Genomic DNA, 15949 nt, shown 5'->3' with positions numbered 1-15949 from the left:
TGCCGGAGCGAGGCCTGGGTAGGTCTGCTGTGTCCTGTTCTCCACGGCCAGGAGGCCACCATGCCCGCTGCCGCGCAGCTTCTGCTCTCCGCCCTCTCCAAACAGGTACCCACCCAGTCCGAGTCCGCGCCGCTGACCAGCGAACTTCCCCTTCCCGATGTCGCCCACCTGATCAGCGGGCCGCCGCTCGCCGATGTCTCCCTGCTGCTCGGTGAATCCTCCTTCGCCGATTCCGCGCCGCTGACCAGCGAGCCGCCGCTCGCCGATGCCACCCCTCTCACGAGCGAGCCGCCGCTCGCCGCCGTCGCCCCACTGACCAGCGAGCCGACCGCACCCGGCACCGCGGGGGGCATGGAGTTCCCAGGAGTCTGAATGGGCTTGTCCCGGCTCGCCGCACTGCACGGTGTCGCCACCTCCTACTCCCCGTCGCCGGATGTCACGGTGTCCGTCCCCGACGACACGGTCATCGCCGTGCTCGCCGCGCTGGGCGTCGACGCCGGCACTCCGGCGGACGTACGGAAGTGCCTCGCCGCCGCGGAGTCCCGCTCGCGCCTGCTGCCGCCGACCGTGGTGGTCTGGGCCGGCGAGCCCCTGCCGCCCGCTCTGGCCGGCCTGCCCCCCGGCTCGACCGTCACGGTCGAGCCGGAGCCGGGCGAGTCCCCGGGACACCCCGCCGCCCGCCCGCCCGCCCCGCTGAGCATGCGCTCCAGGGCGGCCGCCCCGGCCGGTGCCGTGCGGCTCCCGGGAGACGGCGAGGCGGCTTCCGTGCCGGTCTCGGGAAGCGCCCCTCCGGCTCCGCTTCCGGGTAACGCCGCCCCCGCCCCGGCTCCTGCCGACGCCGCCATGGGGCCGGCCCCGGCGCCGGACGGCCGTGCCACCGCTTCCGTGCCGCACGCGCAGCCCCGGGGCCCGGAGCCGGACGCCCTCCCTGCCTGGTGGATCCCGCCGCCCCACGGCGTCCACCGCATCCACGTCCGTACGCCGGACAACCGCCGGGCCACCGCCACCCTCGTCGCCGCCCCGCCCCGCGTGCCGCAGCCGCCCGAGGGCACCCACGGCTTCCTGGTGCAGCTCTACTCCCTGCTCTCCGCCCGCTCCTGGGGCATGGGCGACCTCGGCGACCTGGCCGACCTCGCCGTCTGGGCCGGGCGCAGCGTCGGTTCCGGGTTCGTGCAGGTCAACCCGTTGCACGCGGCTGTTCCCGGGAAGCCCACCGACCCCTCCCCGTACCGCCCCTCCTCGCGCCGCTTCCCCGACCCGGTCCACCTGCACGTCGAGTCGATCCCCGAATACGGGCACGTCCGCGACCGGGCCACCCTGGACGACCTCCGGCAGGACGCCGCCGCCCTCAGCGAGGCCGTGCTGAACAAGGGCGCCCTGATCGACCGGGACGCCGTCTGGGAGCTGAAACGCCAGGCCCTGGAGCTGGTCGCCCAGGTGCCCCTCACCCCCGGCCGCCGCGCCGACTACTGCGACTTCCTGGCCGAGCAGGGGCAGGCGCTGGAGAACCACGCCCTGTGGTGCGCGCTCGCCGAGGTGCACGGCCCCGACTGGCACACCTGGCCCGAGGCCCTGCGCGACCCCCGCTCGCCGGGGACCGCCCGCGCCCGCTCCGAACTGCTCGACCGGGTCGACTTCCACTGCCGCCTCGCCTGGCTGACCGCCACGCAGCTCGCCGCCGCCCAGCGGGCCGCCGAGGACGCCGGGATGGGCGTCGGCATCGTCCACGACCTCGCCGTCGGCGTGCATCCGGCCGGCGCCGACACCTGGTCCCAGCAGCAGGCCTTCGCCCACGGCATGTCCGTCGGCGCGCCGCCCGACGCGTTCAACGCGCGCGGCCAGGACTGGGGCCTGCCGCCCTGGCGCCCCGACGTCCTCGCCGCCACCGGTTACGCCGCCTACCGGGGCCTGCTGCGCGGCCTGCTGGCCCACGCCGGGGCCCTGCGGATCGACCACGTCATGGGCCTCTTCCGGCTCTGGTGGGTCCCCGAGGGCCGCCCGCCCACCGACGGTACCTACGTCGCCTACGACGCCGAGGCGATGCTCGCCGTCCTCGTCCTGGAGGCCCACCGGGCCGGGACCGCCGTCGTCGGCGAGGACCTCGGCACCGTCGCCCCCGGGGTCCGCGAGGCGCTCGCCCGGCGCGGGGTGCTCGGCACCTCGGTGCTCTGGTTCGAGCGCGACTGGGAGGGCGACGGACGGCCGCTCGCCCCGGAGAAGTGGCGCCGGGACTGCCTGGCCACCGCCACCACCCACGATCTGCCCTCCACCGCCGCCCGGCTGACCGGCGATCATGTGACGCTGCGCCACCGCCTCGGCCTGCTCACCCGCTCCCTGGAGGAGGAGCTGACCGCCGACCTCACCGACACCGCCGAGTGGCAGGCCCTCCTGGCCCGGCTGCGGATGCTCCCCGAGGGCGACGGCGACGAGGAGGCCGCCGTCCGGGCCGTCCACCGCTTCCTGCTGCGCACCCCCGCCCGGATGACCGGCGTCTGGCTCCCCGACACCGTGGGCGACCGCCGCCCGCAGAACCTTCCGGGCACCTGGGACCAGTACCCCAACTGGCGGCTCCCGATCGCCGACCCCGAGGGCCATCCGGTCACCCTGGAGGAGATCACCGCCTCGCCCCGGCTGCACGCGCTGATGGAGGTCCTCAGGCCCCGAAAGCCTCGTACGGCACCCCCGGGCGAGCGCCGTCCTTAGGCGTTCGCTACGTTTGCACCGTGGACAAGAAGAACGCTATGCGCGCCGGCGTCGTTGCGGCCGGGACGACGCTGATGATGCTGCTCATGTCGGCCCCGGCGCTCGCGCTCACGCCCGACGACGGTGACGACCCGGCTCCGCGCCTGAGCGCGATCGAGACCATCGGTCTCTACGTGGTCGCGCCCATCGCCCTGTTCGTGGTGATCACGGCCCTGGTGATGGTCCTGGACAAGTCCAGGAAGCAGGTCTGACCCGCACGCGTACACGCGTGAAGGGTGCGCCGCCGGTAGGAGCTACCGCGCGGCGCATCCGTGCGTCCGGCCCCGGACGGGCCCGCCGGGGAGCGCGCCCGCCCGGTAGGTTGCGCCCATGACCGAGTGGGACGTCAAGAAGCTCCGCATCCTGCGCACCCTGCGCGACCGGGGCACGGTCACGGCGACCGCCGAGGCGCTCCTGATGACCCCCTCCGCGGTCTCCCAGCAGCTCACCAATCTGGCGAAGCAGCTCGGCGTGGACCTCCTGGAGGCCCAGGGCCGCCGGGTCCGCCTCACCGACGCCGCCCATCTCGTCCTGCGCCACGCCGAGGCCGTCTTCGCCCAGCTGGAGCGGGCCGAGGCCGAACTGACCGGCTATCTGCGCGGCGAGGCCGGAGAGGTCAGGGTCGCCGCGTTCTCCACCGCCGTGCCCGCCCTCGTCGTCCCCGCCGTCCGGCTGCTGCGCGCCGAGGACCGCCCGGGACCCGACGTACGCGTCCGGGAGGCCGAGGCCGCCCAGGCGTACGAGCTGCTCACCGCGGGCGAGGTGGACCTGGCCCTCTCGCTGGCCGCCCACGCGCCCACCGCCCGCGACCCCCGCTTCCGCCTCTTCCCGCTGCTCGCCGACCCGCTCGACGTGGCGCTCCCCGTCGGCCACCCGCTGGCCGACGCGCCCGGACTGCGCCTCGCGGACCTGGCCGCCGACCGCTGGATCTTCGGCGGCTCCGGGCCCTGGTCCGAGATCACCACCGCCGCCTGCGAGGCGGCGGGCTTCGTCCCCGAGCAGGCCCACAGCGCCGCCGGCTGGACCGCGATCCTCGCCCTGGTCGAGGCGGGCATGGGCGTCGCGCTGGTGCCCCGGATGGCCTCCCGGGAACAGCGCCGCGAGGGCGTGGTGATGCGGGTGCTGGAGGCGGACCGGCCGCGCCGCCATGTGGTGGCGGCGGTCCGCCACGGGGCGGAGAGCGGACCGGCGGTGGCGCGGGTGCTCGCGGCGCTCACCGAGACCGCCCGATCTTTCGGCTGAACTGAACGATATCTGCGAAAACTTTCGATGGACCTGATGGGTTCGGTGGCGTCAAGGTAAGAGACATGACCTTCGACGCGAGCGAGACCACATTCCAGAACTCCGACACCGACCCCCACGCCAATGACGCCGCGCCCTACGGCGGCGGCGACCCGTACGCCGACTACCGCGAGGCCGGCGACCTCCCCTTCACCGAGCTGGTCGACCTCGCCGACCGCCGCCTCGGCGCGGGCGTGATCGCCGCCAACGACGAGTTCTTCGCCGAGCGCGAGAACCTCCTGATCCGCGAGCGCGCCGTCTTCGACCCCGAGCACTTCGGGCACAAGGGCAAGATCATGGACGGCTGGGAGACCCGCCGCCGCCGCGGAGCCGACGCCGGGACCCCCTTCCCGGCCCCCGAGGACCACGACTGGGCGATCGTCCGCCTCGGCGCGCCCGGCATCATCCGCGGCCTGGTCGTGGACACCGCCCACTTCCGCGGCAACTACCCGCAGCGCGTATCCGTGCAGGCCACCTCCGTCGAGGGCGCCCCGGGCCCCGAGCAGCTGCTCGCCGACGACGTGAAGTGGGAGGAGATCCTCCCGCCCACCCCCGTCCGCGGCCACGCGGCCAACGCCTTCGAGATCACGAGCGGCCGCCGCTACACCCACATCCGCCTCTGCCAGCACCCTGACGGCGGCATCGCCCGCCTCCGCGTGCACGGCGAGGTCGTCCCGGACCCGGCCTGGCTCGCCGCGCTCGGCACCGTCGACCTGATCTCGGTCCTCAACGGCGGTACGTACGAGGACGCCTCCGACCGCTTCTACTCCTCGCCCACCCAGATCATCCTGCCGGGCACCTCCCGCAAGATGGACGACGGCTGGGAGAACCGCCGCCGCCGGGTCCGCGACACCAACGACTGGGTGCGCTTCCGCCTCCCCGCCCAGGGCGCCGTCCGCGCGATCGAGATCGACACCGCCTACCTCAAGGGCAACTCCGCCGGCTGGATCGCCCTCCAGGGCCGCAACGGCGACACCGGCGAGTGGTTCGAGATCCTCCCGCGCACCCGCCTCCAGCCCGACACCCTGCACCGCTTCGTGCTGCGCGCCCAGGCCGTCGTCACCCACGTCCGCCTCGACGCCTTCCCCGACGGCGGGGTGGCCCGGATGCGGCTGCACGGCAGCCTCACGGAGTCCGGCGCGGCCGAGCTGACCCGCCGCTACGAGGAGTCGGGCGCGTAACCCGCAAAGCACCCCAGTCTCCGCCCGGCGGACGGTTGCGCATCAGCGCCCGCCCGCCGGGCGGTTTCCAACGGACCCGGCGGCCCGGCGGCTCAGGCCGCGTACGCCGTGACGTACAGCGTCTTGGCCAGCACCCGCCAGGTCACCCAGGCGAACCCACGGTTCACCCCGTTGCAGAAGACCTCGCCCGTGCACTCGGTGGGCCGGTCCTGCCAGGCCCGGACCGTCATCGTGTGGAAGCCGAGGGTCCGCGAGAACGCGAAGCGGATGTGCATGCCCCGGCCCAGCTGGTGCCCCGGCAGCGTGTTGATCTGGAAGAAGTCGTCCCCGATGTACTCGACCTCGACCGGGTTGCCGCCCAGCAGCTCGCAGCGTGCCCCGGCCCGGATCCGCCCCGCACAGCCACCGCTGACCGGGAAGAGCCAGAAGTGGTCGGTCAGCTGCCGCCGTACGGCGTCCGGCTCGGTGAACGGGTGCAGCCCCAGGGTGTAGCCGTATGTGTAGAGGTCGTAGCAGCCCGCCGGACCGGCCCGGCAGTCGGCGGCGGGAGACGTGACGGCGGCGGGCGCGGGGGAGGGGCTGCCCGTCATCAGCCCCGCGCACAGGGCCAGCGCGACCGGCACGGCGGCGAAGCCGGGCATCCGGACCCTCCCGTGGCCTGCGGCCGAAGCTTGCGACGACCCTTCGGACCGTAGGCCACGGGAGACCCACCCGCGCGCGGACGTACGGCAAAAGCGTTTCGGCGTACGGCAAAAGCGCGAGCGCACGGCGCACCCACGCGGACGCACGCCGAGGGGGCGTCCTCTCCGCCGCGGCGGAGAGGACGCCCCCTCGGGTTGTGCGGGTCAGGCCGTGGCCGCCGCGGCGTCCGCCGCCTGGGCCTTCAGGGCGCGCTCCACACCGGACCGCGACTCCGACATCAGCCGGCGCAGGGCCGCGCTCGGCTCGGCCGAGGCCAGCCAGGCGTCGGTGGCGTCCAGCGTCTCCTGCGAGACCTGGAGGGCCGGGTAGAGGCCCACGATGATCTGCTGGGCCATCTCGTGGCTGCGGGAGTCCGAGACGCCCTTCACCGAGGCGAAGTACTTCTCCGTGTACGGGGCCAGCAGCTCACGCTGGTCCGGCTGGACGAAGCCGCTGATGACCGCTTCCTGGAGCGAGTTGGGCAGCTCGCCGGAGTCGACGACCTCGGCCCACGCCCGGGCCTTGGCCTCCTCGGACGGCTGGGCCGCCCGCGCGGAGGCCGCGTGGCGCTCGCCCGCGGCGGTCTTGTCCCGCTCGTACTCGGCGGCGATCTCCTCCTCGTCCAGCAGCCCAGCCGCCGCCAGCCGCTGCACGAACGCCCACCGCAGCTCGGTGTCGACGGCCAGGCCCTCGATCGACTCGGTGCCGTCCAGCAGCGACTGGAGCAGGTCCAGCTGCTGCGGGTTGCGGGCCGTGGCCGCGAAGGCGCGGGCCCAGGCCAGCTGGTGGTCGCTGCCCGGCTCCGCCGTCTGCAGGTGCGCCAGCGTCGCTTCCGTCCACTGGTTGAGCGCGGCCTGACGGGTCTCCGGGGCCGCGTACAGGTCGAGCGCCAGCTTCACCTGGCGGTGCAGCGACTGGACGACGCCGATGTCCGACTCCTTGCCGATGCCCGAGAGCACCAGCGAGAGGTAGTCGCGGGTCGCCAGCTCGCCGTCACGCGTCATGTCCCACGCCGAGGCCCAGCTCAGGGCGCGCGGCAGCGACTCGGCGAAGTCGCCCAGGTGCTCGGTGACGACCCGCAGCGACTCGGCGTCCAGGCGGACCTTCGCGTACGACAGGTCGTCGTCGTTGAGCAGGACGACCGCCGGACGGGCCTTGCCCACCAGAGCGGGCACGTCGGTGCGCTCGCCGTCGACGTCCAGCTCGATCCGGTCGGTGCGCACGAGCTTGCCGTCCGCGTCGAGGTCGTACGCGCCGATGGCGATCCGGTGCGGGCGCAGCGTCGGCTCGCCCTTGGCGCCGGCGGGCAGGGCCGGGGCCTCCTGGAGCACGGTGAAGGAGGTGACGCGGCCGTCGGCGTCGGTCTCGATCTCCGGGCGCAGGATGTTGATGCCGGCCGTCTCCAGCCACGCCTTCGACCAGGTCTTCAGGTCGCGTCCGGAGGTCTTCTCCAGCGCGCCCAGCAGGTCGGAGAGGCGGGTGTTGCCGAAGGCGTGCGCCTTGAAGTACGCCTGCACGCCCTGGAAGAACGCGTCCTTGCCGACGTACGCCACGAGCTGCTTCAGGACGGACGCGCCCTTGGCGTACGTGATCCCGTCGAAGTTGACGAGGACGTCGTCCAGGTCGCTGATGTCCGCCATGATCGGGTGCGTGGAGGGCAGCTGGTCCTGCCGGTACGCCCAGGTCTTCATGGAGTTGGCGAACGTGGTCCAGGAGTGCGGCCACTTCGAGCCCGCCGCGTCCGCCTGGCAGGCGATCGAGGTGTAGGTGGCGAACGACTCGTTCAGCCAGAGGTCGTTCCACCACTCCATCGTCACGAGGTCGCCGAACCACATGTGGGCCAGCTCGTGCAGGATGGTCTCGGCCCGCACCTCGTACGCCGCGTCCGTCACCTTGGAGCGGAAGACGTACTGGTCGCGGATGGTGACGGCGCCCGCGTTCTCCATCGCGCCCGCGTTGAACTCCGGGACGAAGAGCTGGTCGTACTTGGCGAACGGGTACGCGTAGTCGAACTTCTCCTGGAACCACTCGAAGCCCTGCCGGGTCACGGCGAAGATGTCGTCCGCGTCCAGGTACTCCGCCAGCGAGGGGCGGCAGTAGATGCCGAGCGGGACGGTCTGGCCGTCCTTCTCGTACGTGCTGTGCACCGCGTGGTACGGGCCGACGATGAGGGCCGTGATGTACGTGGAGATACGCGGCGTCGGCTCGAACGACCAGACGTCGTCCTTGGGCTCCGGCGTCGGCGAGTTCGAGATGACCGTCCAGCCGGAGGGGGCCTTCACGGTGAACCGGAAGGTCGCCTTCAGGTCCGGCTGCTCGAACGAGGCGAAGACGCGGCGGGCGTCCGGGACCTCGAACTGCGTGTACAGATAGGCCTGCTCGTCGACCGGGTCGACGAACCGGTGCAGGCCCTCACCGGTGTTGGTGTACGAGCAGTCGGCGACGACCTTCAGCTCGTTGGCGCCCTCGCGCAGCTCCGGCAGCGCGATCCGTGAGTCACGGAACACGGTTGCCACGTCCAGGTCCTTGCCGTTCAGCACCACGTCGTGGACGGCCGGGGCGACCAGGTCGATGAAGGTCTCCGCACCGGCCTCCGCGGAGTCGAAGCGCACGGTGGTCACGGACCGGTAGGTGCCGCCCTCCTGCGCTCCGGAGAGGTCGAGATCGATCTCGTACGCGTCCACGGTCAGCAGGCGCGCCCGCTCCTGTGCCTCTTCGCGGGTCAGATTCGTGCCAGGCACGCGGTCATCTCCTAGGTGTGCGACTTGATATGCGGCGTTTCCGGCCATCCTTCCACGTACCGTGCTCCCAGCGCGATGTCCGTTTTCCGCCGGACGCGGACGGCTCCGGGGGACAGGCTCGAACCATGACCGGATACGAGCCCCGCCCCATCGATCCCGCCGCCCTCGGCGACCTCCGCGCCACCGACGACGCGGGCCGCCCCTGCCGGCCGTTCACCGCCGACGAGGGCGGCCACCCCCTGCGCTGCTGCCTGCGCGGCAGCGCGCCGGGTGAGCGCATCGCCCTCGTCTCCTACGCCCCGCTGCGCCGCTGGGCCGCCGCGACCGGGGCGAGCCCGGGGGCGTACGACGAGCAGGGCCCGGTCTTCATCCATGCCGAGGCGTGCGCAGGCCCGGACCCGGAGCGCGCGGGCTACCCGTTCTCGCGCCCCGGCGCCCTGCGTACGGTCCGCCGCTACGACGCGCACGGCCGTATCGCCGGCGGCCGGCTGCTGGAGATCCCGGCCGGGGAGGCGAAGGGGTTCGACGCGGCCCTGGACGAGGCGTTCGCCGACCCGGAGGTGGCGCTGGCGCAGGTGCGGGCCGTGGAGTACGGGTGCTTCCACTTCGAGGTGCGGCGGCCTTGAAGGCCCCCGCTTCCCGGGTAGCAGCGCGGTGCCACCCTTGGTAGCATCGACGGTATGAAGATTAGTGTGAGTCTGCCCCAGGAGGATGTCGCCTTCGTCGACGAGTACGCGGCGAAGACCGACGCCGATTCCCGGTCCGCCGTCATACACGCCGCCATCGACTTGCTGCGCACCGCGGGACTGGAGGCGGAGTACACCGAGGCGTTCCAGGAGTGGGACGCGAGTGAGGACGCCGCTCTGTGGGACCGCACGGTGGCCGACGGGCTCACGGATGCGTAGGGGCGACATCCATCTCGTGGACCTGGAGCCCGCGCGGGGGAGCGAAGCCAACAAGGTGCGACCGGCGGTGATCGTCTCCAACAACGCCGCCAACCGGTCGGCCGAGGTGTCCGGCAGGGGCGTCGTCGCTGTGGTGCCCCTGACCTCGAACACCTCGCGGATCCTCAGCTTCCAGGTGCTTCTCACCGCGGAGGAGAGCCGCCTCCCGCAGAACTCCAAGGCCCAGTGCGAGCAGATCCGGGCGGTCTCCCCCGACCGAATTCTGAAGCGCCTCGGTGAGGTGCCCCGTCAGCGCATGGCGGAGATCGACAAGGCTCTGCGCCGCCACCTCGCCCTCTGACCCGCGCACGCGAAGGGGCGGCCACCGGAGCACTCCGGTGGCCGCCCCTTCGGCGGTACGCGTGACGCCGCGCGTCAGCCCTTCAGCTCGGCCGCCACCAGCTCCGCGATCTGCACGGCGTTCAGCGCCGCGCCCTTGCGGAGGTTGTCGTTGGAGACGAACAGCGCGAGGCCGTTGTCCACCGTCTCGTCGACCCGGATGCGGCCGACGTAACTCGCGTCCTTGCCCGCCGCCTGGAGCGGGGTCGGGATCTCGGACAGCTCGACGCCCTCGGCGTCCTTGAGCAGGTCGTAAGCGCGCTCGACGCCGATCGGGCGGGCGAAGCGGGCGTTGATCTGGAGCGAGTGGCCGGAGAAGACCGGGACCCGGACGCAGGTGCCGGAGACCTTCAGCTCCGGGATCTCCAGGATCTTGCGGGACTCGTTGCGGAGCTTCTGCTCCTCGTCCGTCTCGAACGATCCGTCGTCCACGATCGAGCCCGCCAGCGGCAGCACGTTGAAGGCGATCGGACGCTTGTAGACGCCGGGCTCGGGGAAGTCCACGGCCTCGCCGTCGTGGACCAGCTTCTCGGCGTCGGCGACGACCTTGGACGCCTGGCCGTGCAGCTCGGAGACCCCGGCGAGACCGGAGCCGGAGACGGCCTGGTAGGTGGCGACGGTCAGCGCTTCGAGACCGGCCTCGTCGTGCAGCGGGCGCAGCACCGGCATCGCGGCCATCGTGGTGCAGTTCGGGTTGGCGATGATCCCCTTGGGGCGGACCTTCGCCGCGTGCGGGTTGACCTCGGAGACGACGAGGGGGACCTCGGGGTCCTTGCGCCAGGCGGAGGAGTTGTCGATCACCACGGCGCCCTGGGCGGCGACCTTCTCGGCCAGCGCCTTGGAGGTCGCGCCGCCGGCGGAGAACAGCACGATGTCCAGGCCCGTGTAGTCGGCCGTGGAGGCGTCCTCGACGGTGACGGCGGAGCCCTGGAAGTCGATCGTGGAGCCCGCGGACCGGGCGGAGGCGAACAGCCGCAGCTCGTCGACCGGGAAGGAGCGCTCGGCCAGGATCCTGAGCATGACTGTGCCGACCTGACCGGTGGCGCCGACGATTCCGACCTTCACGAGGACTCCTCTGTTCTGTACACCTGTGCGTCTGTGCGGTCCGTATGCCGCACCATGATGCGTATGTCCGGGCCCGGGTTGTCCAATCCATTGTCCGACCTGCGGACTCTTCCCGCGAGGGCCGCAGAATCTGCAACGTCCGTGCCCGCGTGGGGAAACATCTGCGGCGCCGTACGCGGCCTGTGACGAGGAACACGCACAGCGGGGCGGGTGCTCGTGAGAGCGCCCGCCCCGCTGCCGTATCGCAGGAATCCGTTACGGCGTGACCTTCTCGATCACGACGCTGCCGGTGCCCGCGGCGGTGCCGCGCGCGTTGACCAGCTGGACCTCACCGAAGAACTGACGGCCCTCGGGAGCCGCCCCGGCGACCACGACCTCGGCGCCGACCTGGGCGGACGCGCCGTTGGCCAGGTTCACCGCCTTGGCGGAGTCGACCTTGATCGTGCCGAGCGACGCCGCGTAGTACACGTCGCGGTAGTCGTACGTGGTCGACCCGGTCGGGACCGAGTAACCGTCGACGACGACCGTGTACGTGCCGGCGGCGGGCTTCAGCAGGCTGACCGCCTCCTCGGAACCGGCGGTGGTGCCGCTGCCGACCTGCGTGGCGCCCCGGAAGACGTACAGGTCGAGGTCGGCGTTGGCGTCCGACGTACCGCCGATGGCGAAGTCGAGCTTCTCGACACCCGCACCGATGGTCACCGTGGTCTCACGGGTCTGACCCGTGGAGATCGACGGCTTGTCCACCTTGGCCGAGCCCAGCGAACCGCCCTGGAGCTTGCCCTGGAGCGCGGCGGCGGTGTTGGTGACCTTCCAGTCCACCGCGGCCGGAGCACCGATCTTCGCCTCGGCGATGGTGCGCACCGCCGGGTCGAAGGTCACGCCGAGCAGCGAGACATCCAGCTTGTACGGGTTGTCCAGCAGCGGCGACGTACGGCGCGACTCGACCTCGATCTCCCACACGCCGGGCTGCGGGTCCTTGTAGGAGCGCGCGTCCGGGCGGCAGGTGTTGGCCGGGTTCTCGTAGTTCGGGTAGCAGTTGACCGTGGAGGTCGGGTCGACCGGCGTCCCGTACGGGTGCAGGGCGATGAACCGGGTCTGGCTGCCCGAGCGCAGCGCGCTGAGGGCGACCTCAAGGGTCTTCGCGCCCTCCGGCACGTTGACGAAGTACGACGTCGTGCCGTTGCGCTGCACCGAGCCGGACGCCTTGTAGGCGTAGCCGGGCTGCTGCAGCTCGTGGGCGATGACGACCGTGGTCATGATCTGGTGGTCGACGCCGGAGGTCTTCTTGTCGTCGACCTGGAGGATGGCGCTGTGCACCCCGGCGGTCTTGGCCTTGGCCCTGACCTTCAGCTTGACCGGCGTGTCGAGCGGCAGCGAGACGTACTCGGGGCTGCTGAGCTCGAAGGTGCCGTCGTTGTTCTTCCACGTCAGCCTGTGCTGGACGTCGCGGTCCGGGCCCGTGGTGCGGGTGACGACCACGTCGTAGACCTTGGACTCGCCGACCTTCAGACCGCCCTCGCGGTCGTAGAGGCCGGTGCCGAAGCCCGGGTCCTTGAGCGCGAAGTCGATCGCGGTGTCGACCGGGGCCTTCACCGAGAACTCGTGCGCGGGCTTGCCCTGCTTGGAGATCTGCTTCCAGGCCTTGACGATGTCGATCAGACCGGAGCCCTGGACGTGCGCGGGCACGTCCGCGATGTGACCCGCGGTGCTGGTCAGCGCCACACGCAGGTCGGCCGGGGGAAGCTCGATGCCGGTCTGCTTGGCCTTCGACAGCAGCAGCGCGGCAGCGCCCGCGGCCTGCGGGGAGGCCATCGAGGTGCCCTGGAGCATGGAGTAGCCGGCCGGCAGGTCGTAACCCGCCTCCTTGACCGGACCGCCCGGCGCCCAGGTCTGGGTGGTGTTGATGGACGCACCCGGCGCCGAGATGATCGGCGTGAAGCCGCCGTCCTCTCGCGGACCGCGCGAGGAGAAGGGCAGCATGTCGTACTTCTTGGTGACGTTGGAGCCGTAGTTGGCCGCCCACGTCTCCTTGGAGATCGACGCACCGACCGAGATCACGTGGTCGGCGAGCGACGGGTCGCCGATCGTGTTGAGACCCGGGCCGCTGTTGCCGGCCGAGATCACCAGCTGCACGCCGTAGATGTCGACGAGCCGCTTGTACAGCTCGGCGCGCGCGTTGTTGCCGTCGTTCAGCGGCGGCAGGCCGCCGATCGACATGTTGACGATGTCGACACCGCGGTTGACGACGAGGTCGATCATGCCCTCGGTCAGCGCGATGTTGGTGCAGCCGCCCGACCAGGTGCAGGCGCGCGAGGAGACGATCTTGGCGCCGGGAGCGGCACCGTTCATCTCGCCGCCGAACAGCCCGTTGGCCGCGGTGATACCCGCGACGTGCGTGCCGTGCGAGCCCTCGATGACACCGATGTTGACGAAGTCGGCCTTGGCGCCGGCCGCGTTGTAGGTGACGCCCTTGCGGGTCTCGACGACGAACGGGATGCGCTCGACGACGGGGGTCCGCGGGTCGTCCTCACCGAAGTAGGAGACCTGGAACTTCTCCTTGTACGGCTTGAGGACCGTGTCGTCGGAGAAGTCCGCGTTGCTGTTCAGGTCGACCCGCGTGGTGCCGGTGACCGGGTCGTACAGCACGCCCCAGACGTCGGTGGTGTCACCGTCGCGGTTGAGGTCGCCCGCCATGTCGCCGCCGGTGGTGGCGGACTCGGCGAAGGTGGCGAACTTGTAGCTGCCCGCGGGGGCCGCGTACGTCTTGCCGCCGGACGTGAACGTCGGGCCGCTGACGGACTCGGTCATCCGCAGCCAGGTGCCGTCGCCGTCGCTCACCGGGTCGGTGGCGGTCACCCAGTCGACGATCTTGCGCTCGCCGGTGGTGGTCTTCTTGAGCGCCGGGTGACCGAGGTCGACGCCGGAGTCCAGGACGCCGATGGTGATCCCGCGGCCGTCGGCCTTCGGGTTCTTCGCGACGAAGTCGACCGCGCCCGTCTCGAACGACGGGTTGTACGGGTTCTTCGCCGGGGTCTTCTTGTTCGGCGCCGCGTAACTTCCGGTGGCCTTGGTCTGCTTGGCGCCGGCGGCCCGGTCGCCCTTGGGCGTCGGGTCGTCCAGCTTGATCTCCTGCTTGAGATCGATGCCGAGGACGGAGGAGAGCTTGGAGGCCGCCTTGATGGTGGACTCGGCGCTCTTCGTCGGGACCGTCGCCCGGACGTAGCCGAGCTTGTCGTAGGTCTGGCCGAGCACCGAGCCGTCGACGGCGTCGAGCTGCTTGCTGACCTGCTCGGTCGCCCCGGGGGTGGTGGCGACCATCATGGTGATGTTCTTCTCGCCCTTGGCCTCGGCCTTCGCCAGAACATCGGCGTCGGCCTTGCCGAGCTTGTCGCCCCGGTCGCTGGTGGCGGCCGGTTTGACGGGTGCCGGTGCCGGGTCGTCGACGGCGAGGGCCGGTGCGGCGCCGGAGGCGGCCAGTGCGGCCGCCAGACCGGCAGCGGCCGCGATACGAGCCGCGCGTCTCGCCCCGGGTATGGAGCTGGGGGATTCCTTGGTCATCAGCATCCCTGTAATTGAAAGAGAGAGTCCGGAATTCGGTACCGGATGACCGCTCAGCCTGTCGTAAATGACAGGGGTTTGTGGAGAGTTGACGGAGACGAGTCAGGGACATGGCATAGATCCGCCACGGGGCGCGATATGCCACGAGGGAGGAATGAGGCCAAACGGTACGCCGGTGGCGCCTGATGACCCGCGTGGCCGGGCGGGTGGTCCGGACCAGCCCGACCGTGGTCCGGACCAGCGGTGCCGGTGATCCGGACCGGCTCAGGGGCCGCTCACCGCGGCAGCACCATCACGTACGCGGCCGGCTCCCGGTCCGTCGCCGCCATCAGCGCCGTCCGCACCACCGTCGCCTGCTGGTCCAGCGCCTCGCGCAGCTTCCTCGGCGTGAGGTGGACGACCGTGATCCCGAGCCGCTCCAGGTGCTCCCGCTTCGCGGCGCACGCGGCCCACTGCGGGTCCTCCTGGAACCGGCCGCCCCTCCGGCCGGACACGCCGTGCACGGCGTGCCGGGGCGCCCGGGAGTCCAGCTCCACCGCCACCGCGTGGTCGGGCCAGTAGGCGTCCACCCCGCCGAGGCCCGGCCCGCCCGGCAGTCGCAGCTCCACGTTCCACACCGGCTCCGGCAGCCCGTACTCGCGCACCATCGCGTACAGCCGCGCCTCCGCCACCGCCCGCCCCTCGGCCAGCAGGGCGTCCACCGCACCCACCACGGCGGGCCGCCCCAGCAGCTTCGCCTCGCTCAACTCGCGTACCACGGTAGCCGGTTCACAGTGCCCGTCCCGAACGGCCTCGATCAGCAGCCGCCGGACGTCCGCCGCGTCGGAGGTCGCCGCCACCGCGTCCGCGAGCGCCCGCTCCACCGGGGCGACGGGCACCTCGCCCACCCGCACCGGGACCGGCATCGAGGCGGTCCGCAGCACCTCCACGAACCGGGTGGACCGCAGCCGCCGGGTGCGGGGGACCAGCACGTCGATCCGGTGCAGCGCGCCCAGTTCCCCGACCGAGGCGAAGCCGTGCAGCGCGAGCGCGGCGACCCCGGTGACCATCGCATCGCCGTACCCCGCGTCCGACGGGCCCGCCGCGCCGCGCCGCGCGGAGACCGGCGGCCGCCCCGCGTACAGCAGCGCCCCGTGCAACCGCTCCTGCCCGGTGGGCGGGCCCGGGTGCAGCAGATAGACCCCCGGCAGCAGGGGCTGCCAGGGGCCGCCCGGCAGGCACTGGGCCGACGTCTGCGCGGCGGACACGCCCCGCGCCCTCAACTGGGCGGCGGACAGGACACGCTGCGTCACATCACCGGGGTGAAGGGGGAGACGCGGGAGACGGGCGGAGAGCGGGGTGTTCTGGGTCATGTCCCGGGGTTTCCCGCCCGCGGAGGGGGTCCTAACCCCTGTTACACGCCCGTCGACATTCCCGG

The 15949-nt window shown here is 72.1% G+C and carries 13 protein-coding genes; 8 read left to right on the top strand and 5 right to left on the bottom strand.

The genetic code is table 11. From position 1 onward, the window contains the following. Nucleotides 1-60 precede the first annotated feature (60 nt). The 5 genes from WQO_RS11065 to alc all read left to right on the top strand — a co-directional run bounded on the left by WQO_RS11065 (nucleotide 61) and on the right by alc (nucleotide 5204). Nucleotides 61-372: a hypothetical protein gene (locus WQO_RS11065; protein ID WP_010063014.1), complete on the top strand. Its 312-nt coding sequence runs from the start codon at nucleotides 61-63 to the stop codon at nucleotides 370-372. Next, complete coding sequence (gene malQ / locus WQO_RS11060; RefSeq protein WP_010063013.1) at nucleotides 373-2703, top strand: 4-alpha-glucanotransferase; 2331 nt, start codon at nucleotides 373-375, stop codon at nucleotides 2701-2703. Between the two features lie 20 nt (nucleotides 2704-2723). After that, nucleotides 2724-2954 carry a hypothetical protein gene (locus tag WQO_RS11055; RefSeq protein WP_029182543.1) on the top strand — a complete coding sequence of 77 codons (231 nt, stop codon included), beginning with the start codon at nucleotides 2724-2726 and terminating at the stop codon, nucleotides 2952-2954. 118 nt (nucleotides 2955-3072) lie between these two features. Then, the gene (locus WQO_RS11050; protein ID WP_010063011.1) at nucleotides 3073-3984 is read left to right on the top strand and encodes a LysR family transcriptional regulator; all 912 of its coding nucleotides are present in this window, start codon (nucleotides 3073-3075) and stop codon (nucleotides 3982-3984) included. Between the two features lie 65 nt (nucleotides 3985-4049). Further along, a complete protein-coding gene (gene alc / locus WQO_RS11045; RefSeq protein WP_010063009.1) occupies nucleotides 4050-5204 on the top strand; it encodes an allantoicase in 1155 nt (384 codons plus the stop codon). Between the two features lie 92 nt (nucleotides 5205-5296). On the opposite strand, the gene WQO_RS11040 is transcribed toward alc, so the two are convergent. Beyond that, nucleotides 5297-5845 (bottom strand): hypothetical protein, encoded by a 549-nt coding sequence (locus WQO_RS11040; protein ID WP_010063007.1) that lies wholly within the window; start codon nucleotides 5843-5845, stop codon nucleotides 5297-5299. 204 nt (nucleotides 5846-6049) lie between these two features. Then, nucleotides 6050-8626 (bottom strand): aminopeptidase N, encoded by a 2577-nt coding sequence (gene pepN, locus WQO_RS11035; protein WP_010063006.1) that lies wholly within the window; start codon nucleotides 8624-8626, stop codon nucleotides 6050-6052. Nucleotides 8627-8751: 125 nt separating this feature from the next. Here pepN and WQO_RS11030 point away from each other — a divergent pair, with 125 nt between their 5' ends. The 3 genes from WQO_RS11030 to WQO_RS11020 are packed head-to-tail and all read left to right on the top strand — an operon-like array spanning nucleotide 8752 to nucleotide 9871. Beyond that, a complete protein-coding gene (locus WQO_RS11030; protein ID WP_010063005.1) occupies nucleotides 8752-9252 on the top strand; it encodes a DUF1203 domain-containing protein in 501 nt (166 codons plus the stop codon). 54 nt (nucleotides 9253-9306) lie between these two features. After that, the gene (locus tag WQO_RS11025) at nucleotides 9307-9531 is read left to right on the top strand and encodes a ribbon-helix-helix domain-containing protein (RefSeq protein ID WP_029182542.1); all 225 of its coding nucleotides are present in this window, start codon (nucleotides 9307-9309) and stop codon (nucleotides 9529-9531) included. Continuing rightward, a complete protein-coding gene (locus WQO_RS11020; protein WP_029182541.1) occupies nucleotides 9524-9871 on the top strand; it encodes a type II toxin-antitoxin system PemK/MazF family toxin in 348 nt (115 codons plus the stop codon). Before WQO_RS11025 ends, WQO_RS11020 begins: the two co-directional genes overlap by 8 nt. A 74-nt stretch (nucleotides 9872-9945) precedes the next feature. Here WQO_RS11020 and WQO_RS11015 read toward each other — a convergent pair whose 3' ends face one another. The 3 genes from WQO_RS11015 to WQO_RS11005 all read right to left on the bottom strand — a co-directional run bounded on the left by WQO_RS11015 (nucleotide 9946) and on the right by WQO_RS11005 (nucleotide 15884). Then, nucleotides 9946-10974 carry an aspartate-semialdehyde dehydrogenase gene (locus WQO_RS11015; RefSeq protein ID WP_010063002.1) on the bottom strand — a complete coding sequence of 343 codons (1029 nt, stop codon included), beginning with the start codon at nucleotides 10972-10974 and terminating at the stop codon, nucleotides 9946-9948. Between the two features lie 255 nt (nucleotides 10975-11229). Continuing rightward, nucleotides 11230-14538, bottom strand: coding sequence for a S8 family serine peptidase (locus WQO_RS11010; protein WP_193407179.1), 3309 nt, complete (start codon nucleotides 14536-14538; stop codon nucleotides 11230-11232). Between the two features lie 269 nt (nucleotides 14539-14807). After that, complete coding sequence (locus WQO_RS11005; RefSeq protein WP_010063000.1) at nucleotides 14808-15884, bottom strand: hypothetical protein; 1077 nt, start codon at nucleotides 15882-15884, stop codon at nucleotides 14808-14810. Nucleotides 15885-15949 lie beyond the last annotated feature (65 nt).

The sequence above is a fragment of the Streptomyces globisporus C-1027 genome (genome assembly GCF_000261345.2).
GTDB classification, from domain to species: Bacteria; Actinomycetota; Actinomycetes; order Streptomycetales; family Streptomycetaceae; genus Streptomyces; species Streptomyces pakalii.
Note: the sequence above shows the minus strand (reverse complement) of the source record. Positions and strands in the feature narration are given on the sequence as shown.

Excerpts from the sequence above, each read along its gene's own strand:
- WQO_RS11010 (WP_193407179.1), bottom strand. The coding sequence starts at position 14,538 with ATGCTGATGACCAAGGAATCCCCCAGCTCCATACCCGGGGCGAGACGC.
- WQO_RS11030 (WP_010063005.1), top strand. The coding sequence starts at position 8,752 with ATGACCGGATACGAGCCCCGCCCCATCGATCCCGCCGCCCTCGGCGAC.
- WQO_RS11025 (WP_029182542.1), top strand. The coding sequence starts at position 9,307 with ATGAAGATTAGTGTGAGTCTGCCCCAGGAGGATGTCGCCTTCGTCGAC.
- WQO_RS11065 (WP_010063014.1), top strand. The coding sequence starts at position 61 with ATGCCCGCTGCCGCGCAGCTTCTGCTCTCCGCCCTCTCCAAACAGGTA.
- WQO_RS11040 (WP_010063007.1), bottom strand. The coding sequence starts at position 5,845 with ATGCCCGGCTTCGCCGCCGTGCCGGTCGCGCTGGCCCTGTGCGCGGGG.
- WQO_RS11020 (WP_029182541.1), top strand. The coding sequence starts at position 9,524 with ATGCGTAGGGGCGACATCCATCTCGTGGACCTGGAGCCCGCGCGGGGG.
- WQO_RS11050 (WP_010063011.1), top strand. The coding sequence starts at position 3,073 with ATGACCGAGTGGGACGTCAAGAAGCTCCGCATCCTGCGCACCCTGCGC.
- malQ (WP_010063013.1), top strand. The coding sequence starts at position 373 with ATGGGCTTGTCCCGGCTCGCCGCACTGCACGGTGTCGCCACCTCCTAC.
- alc (WP_010063009.1), top strand. The coding sequence starts at position 4,050 with ATGACCTTCGACGCGAGCGAGACCACATTCCAGAACTCCGACACCGAC.
- WQO_RS11005 (WP_010063000.1), bottom strand. The coding sequence starts at position 15,884 with ATGACCCAGAACACCCCGCTCTCCGCCCGTCTCCCGCGTCTCCCCCTT.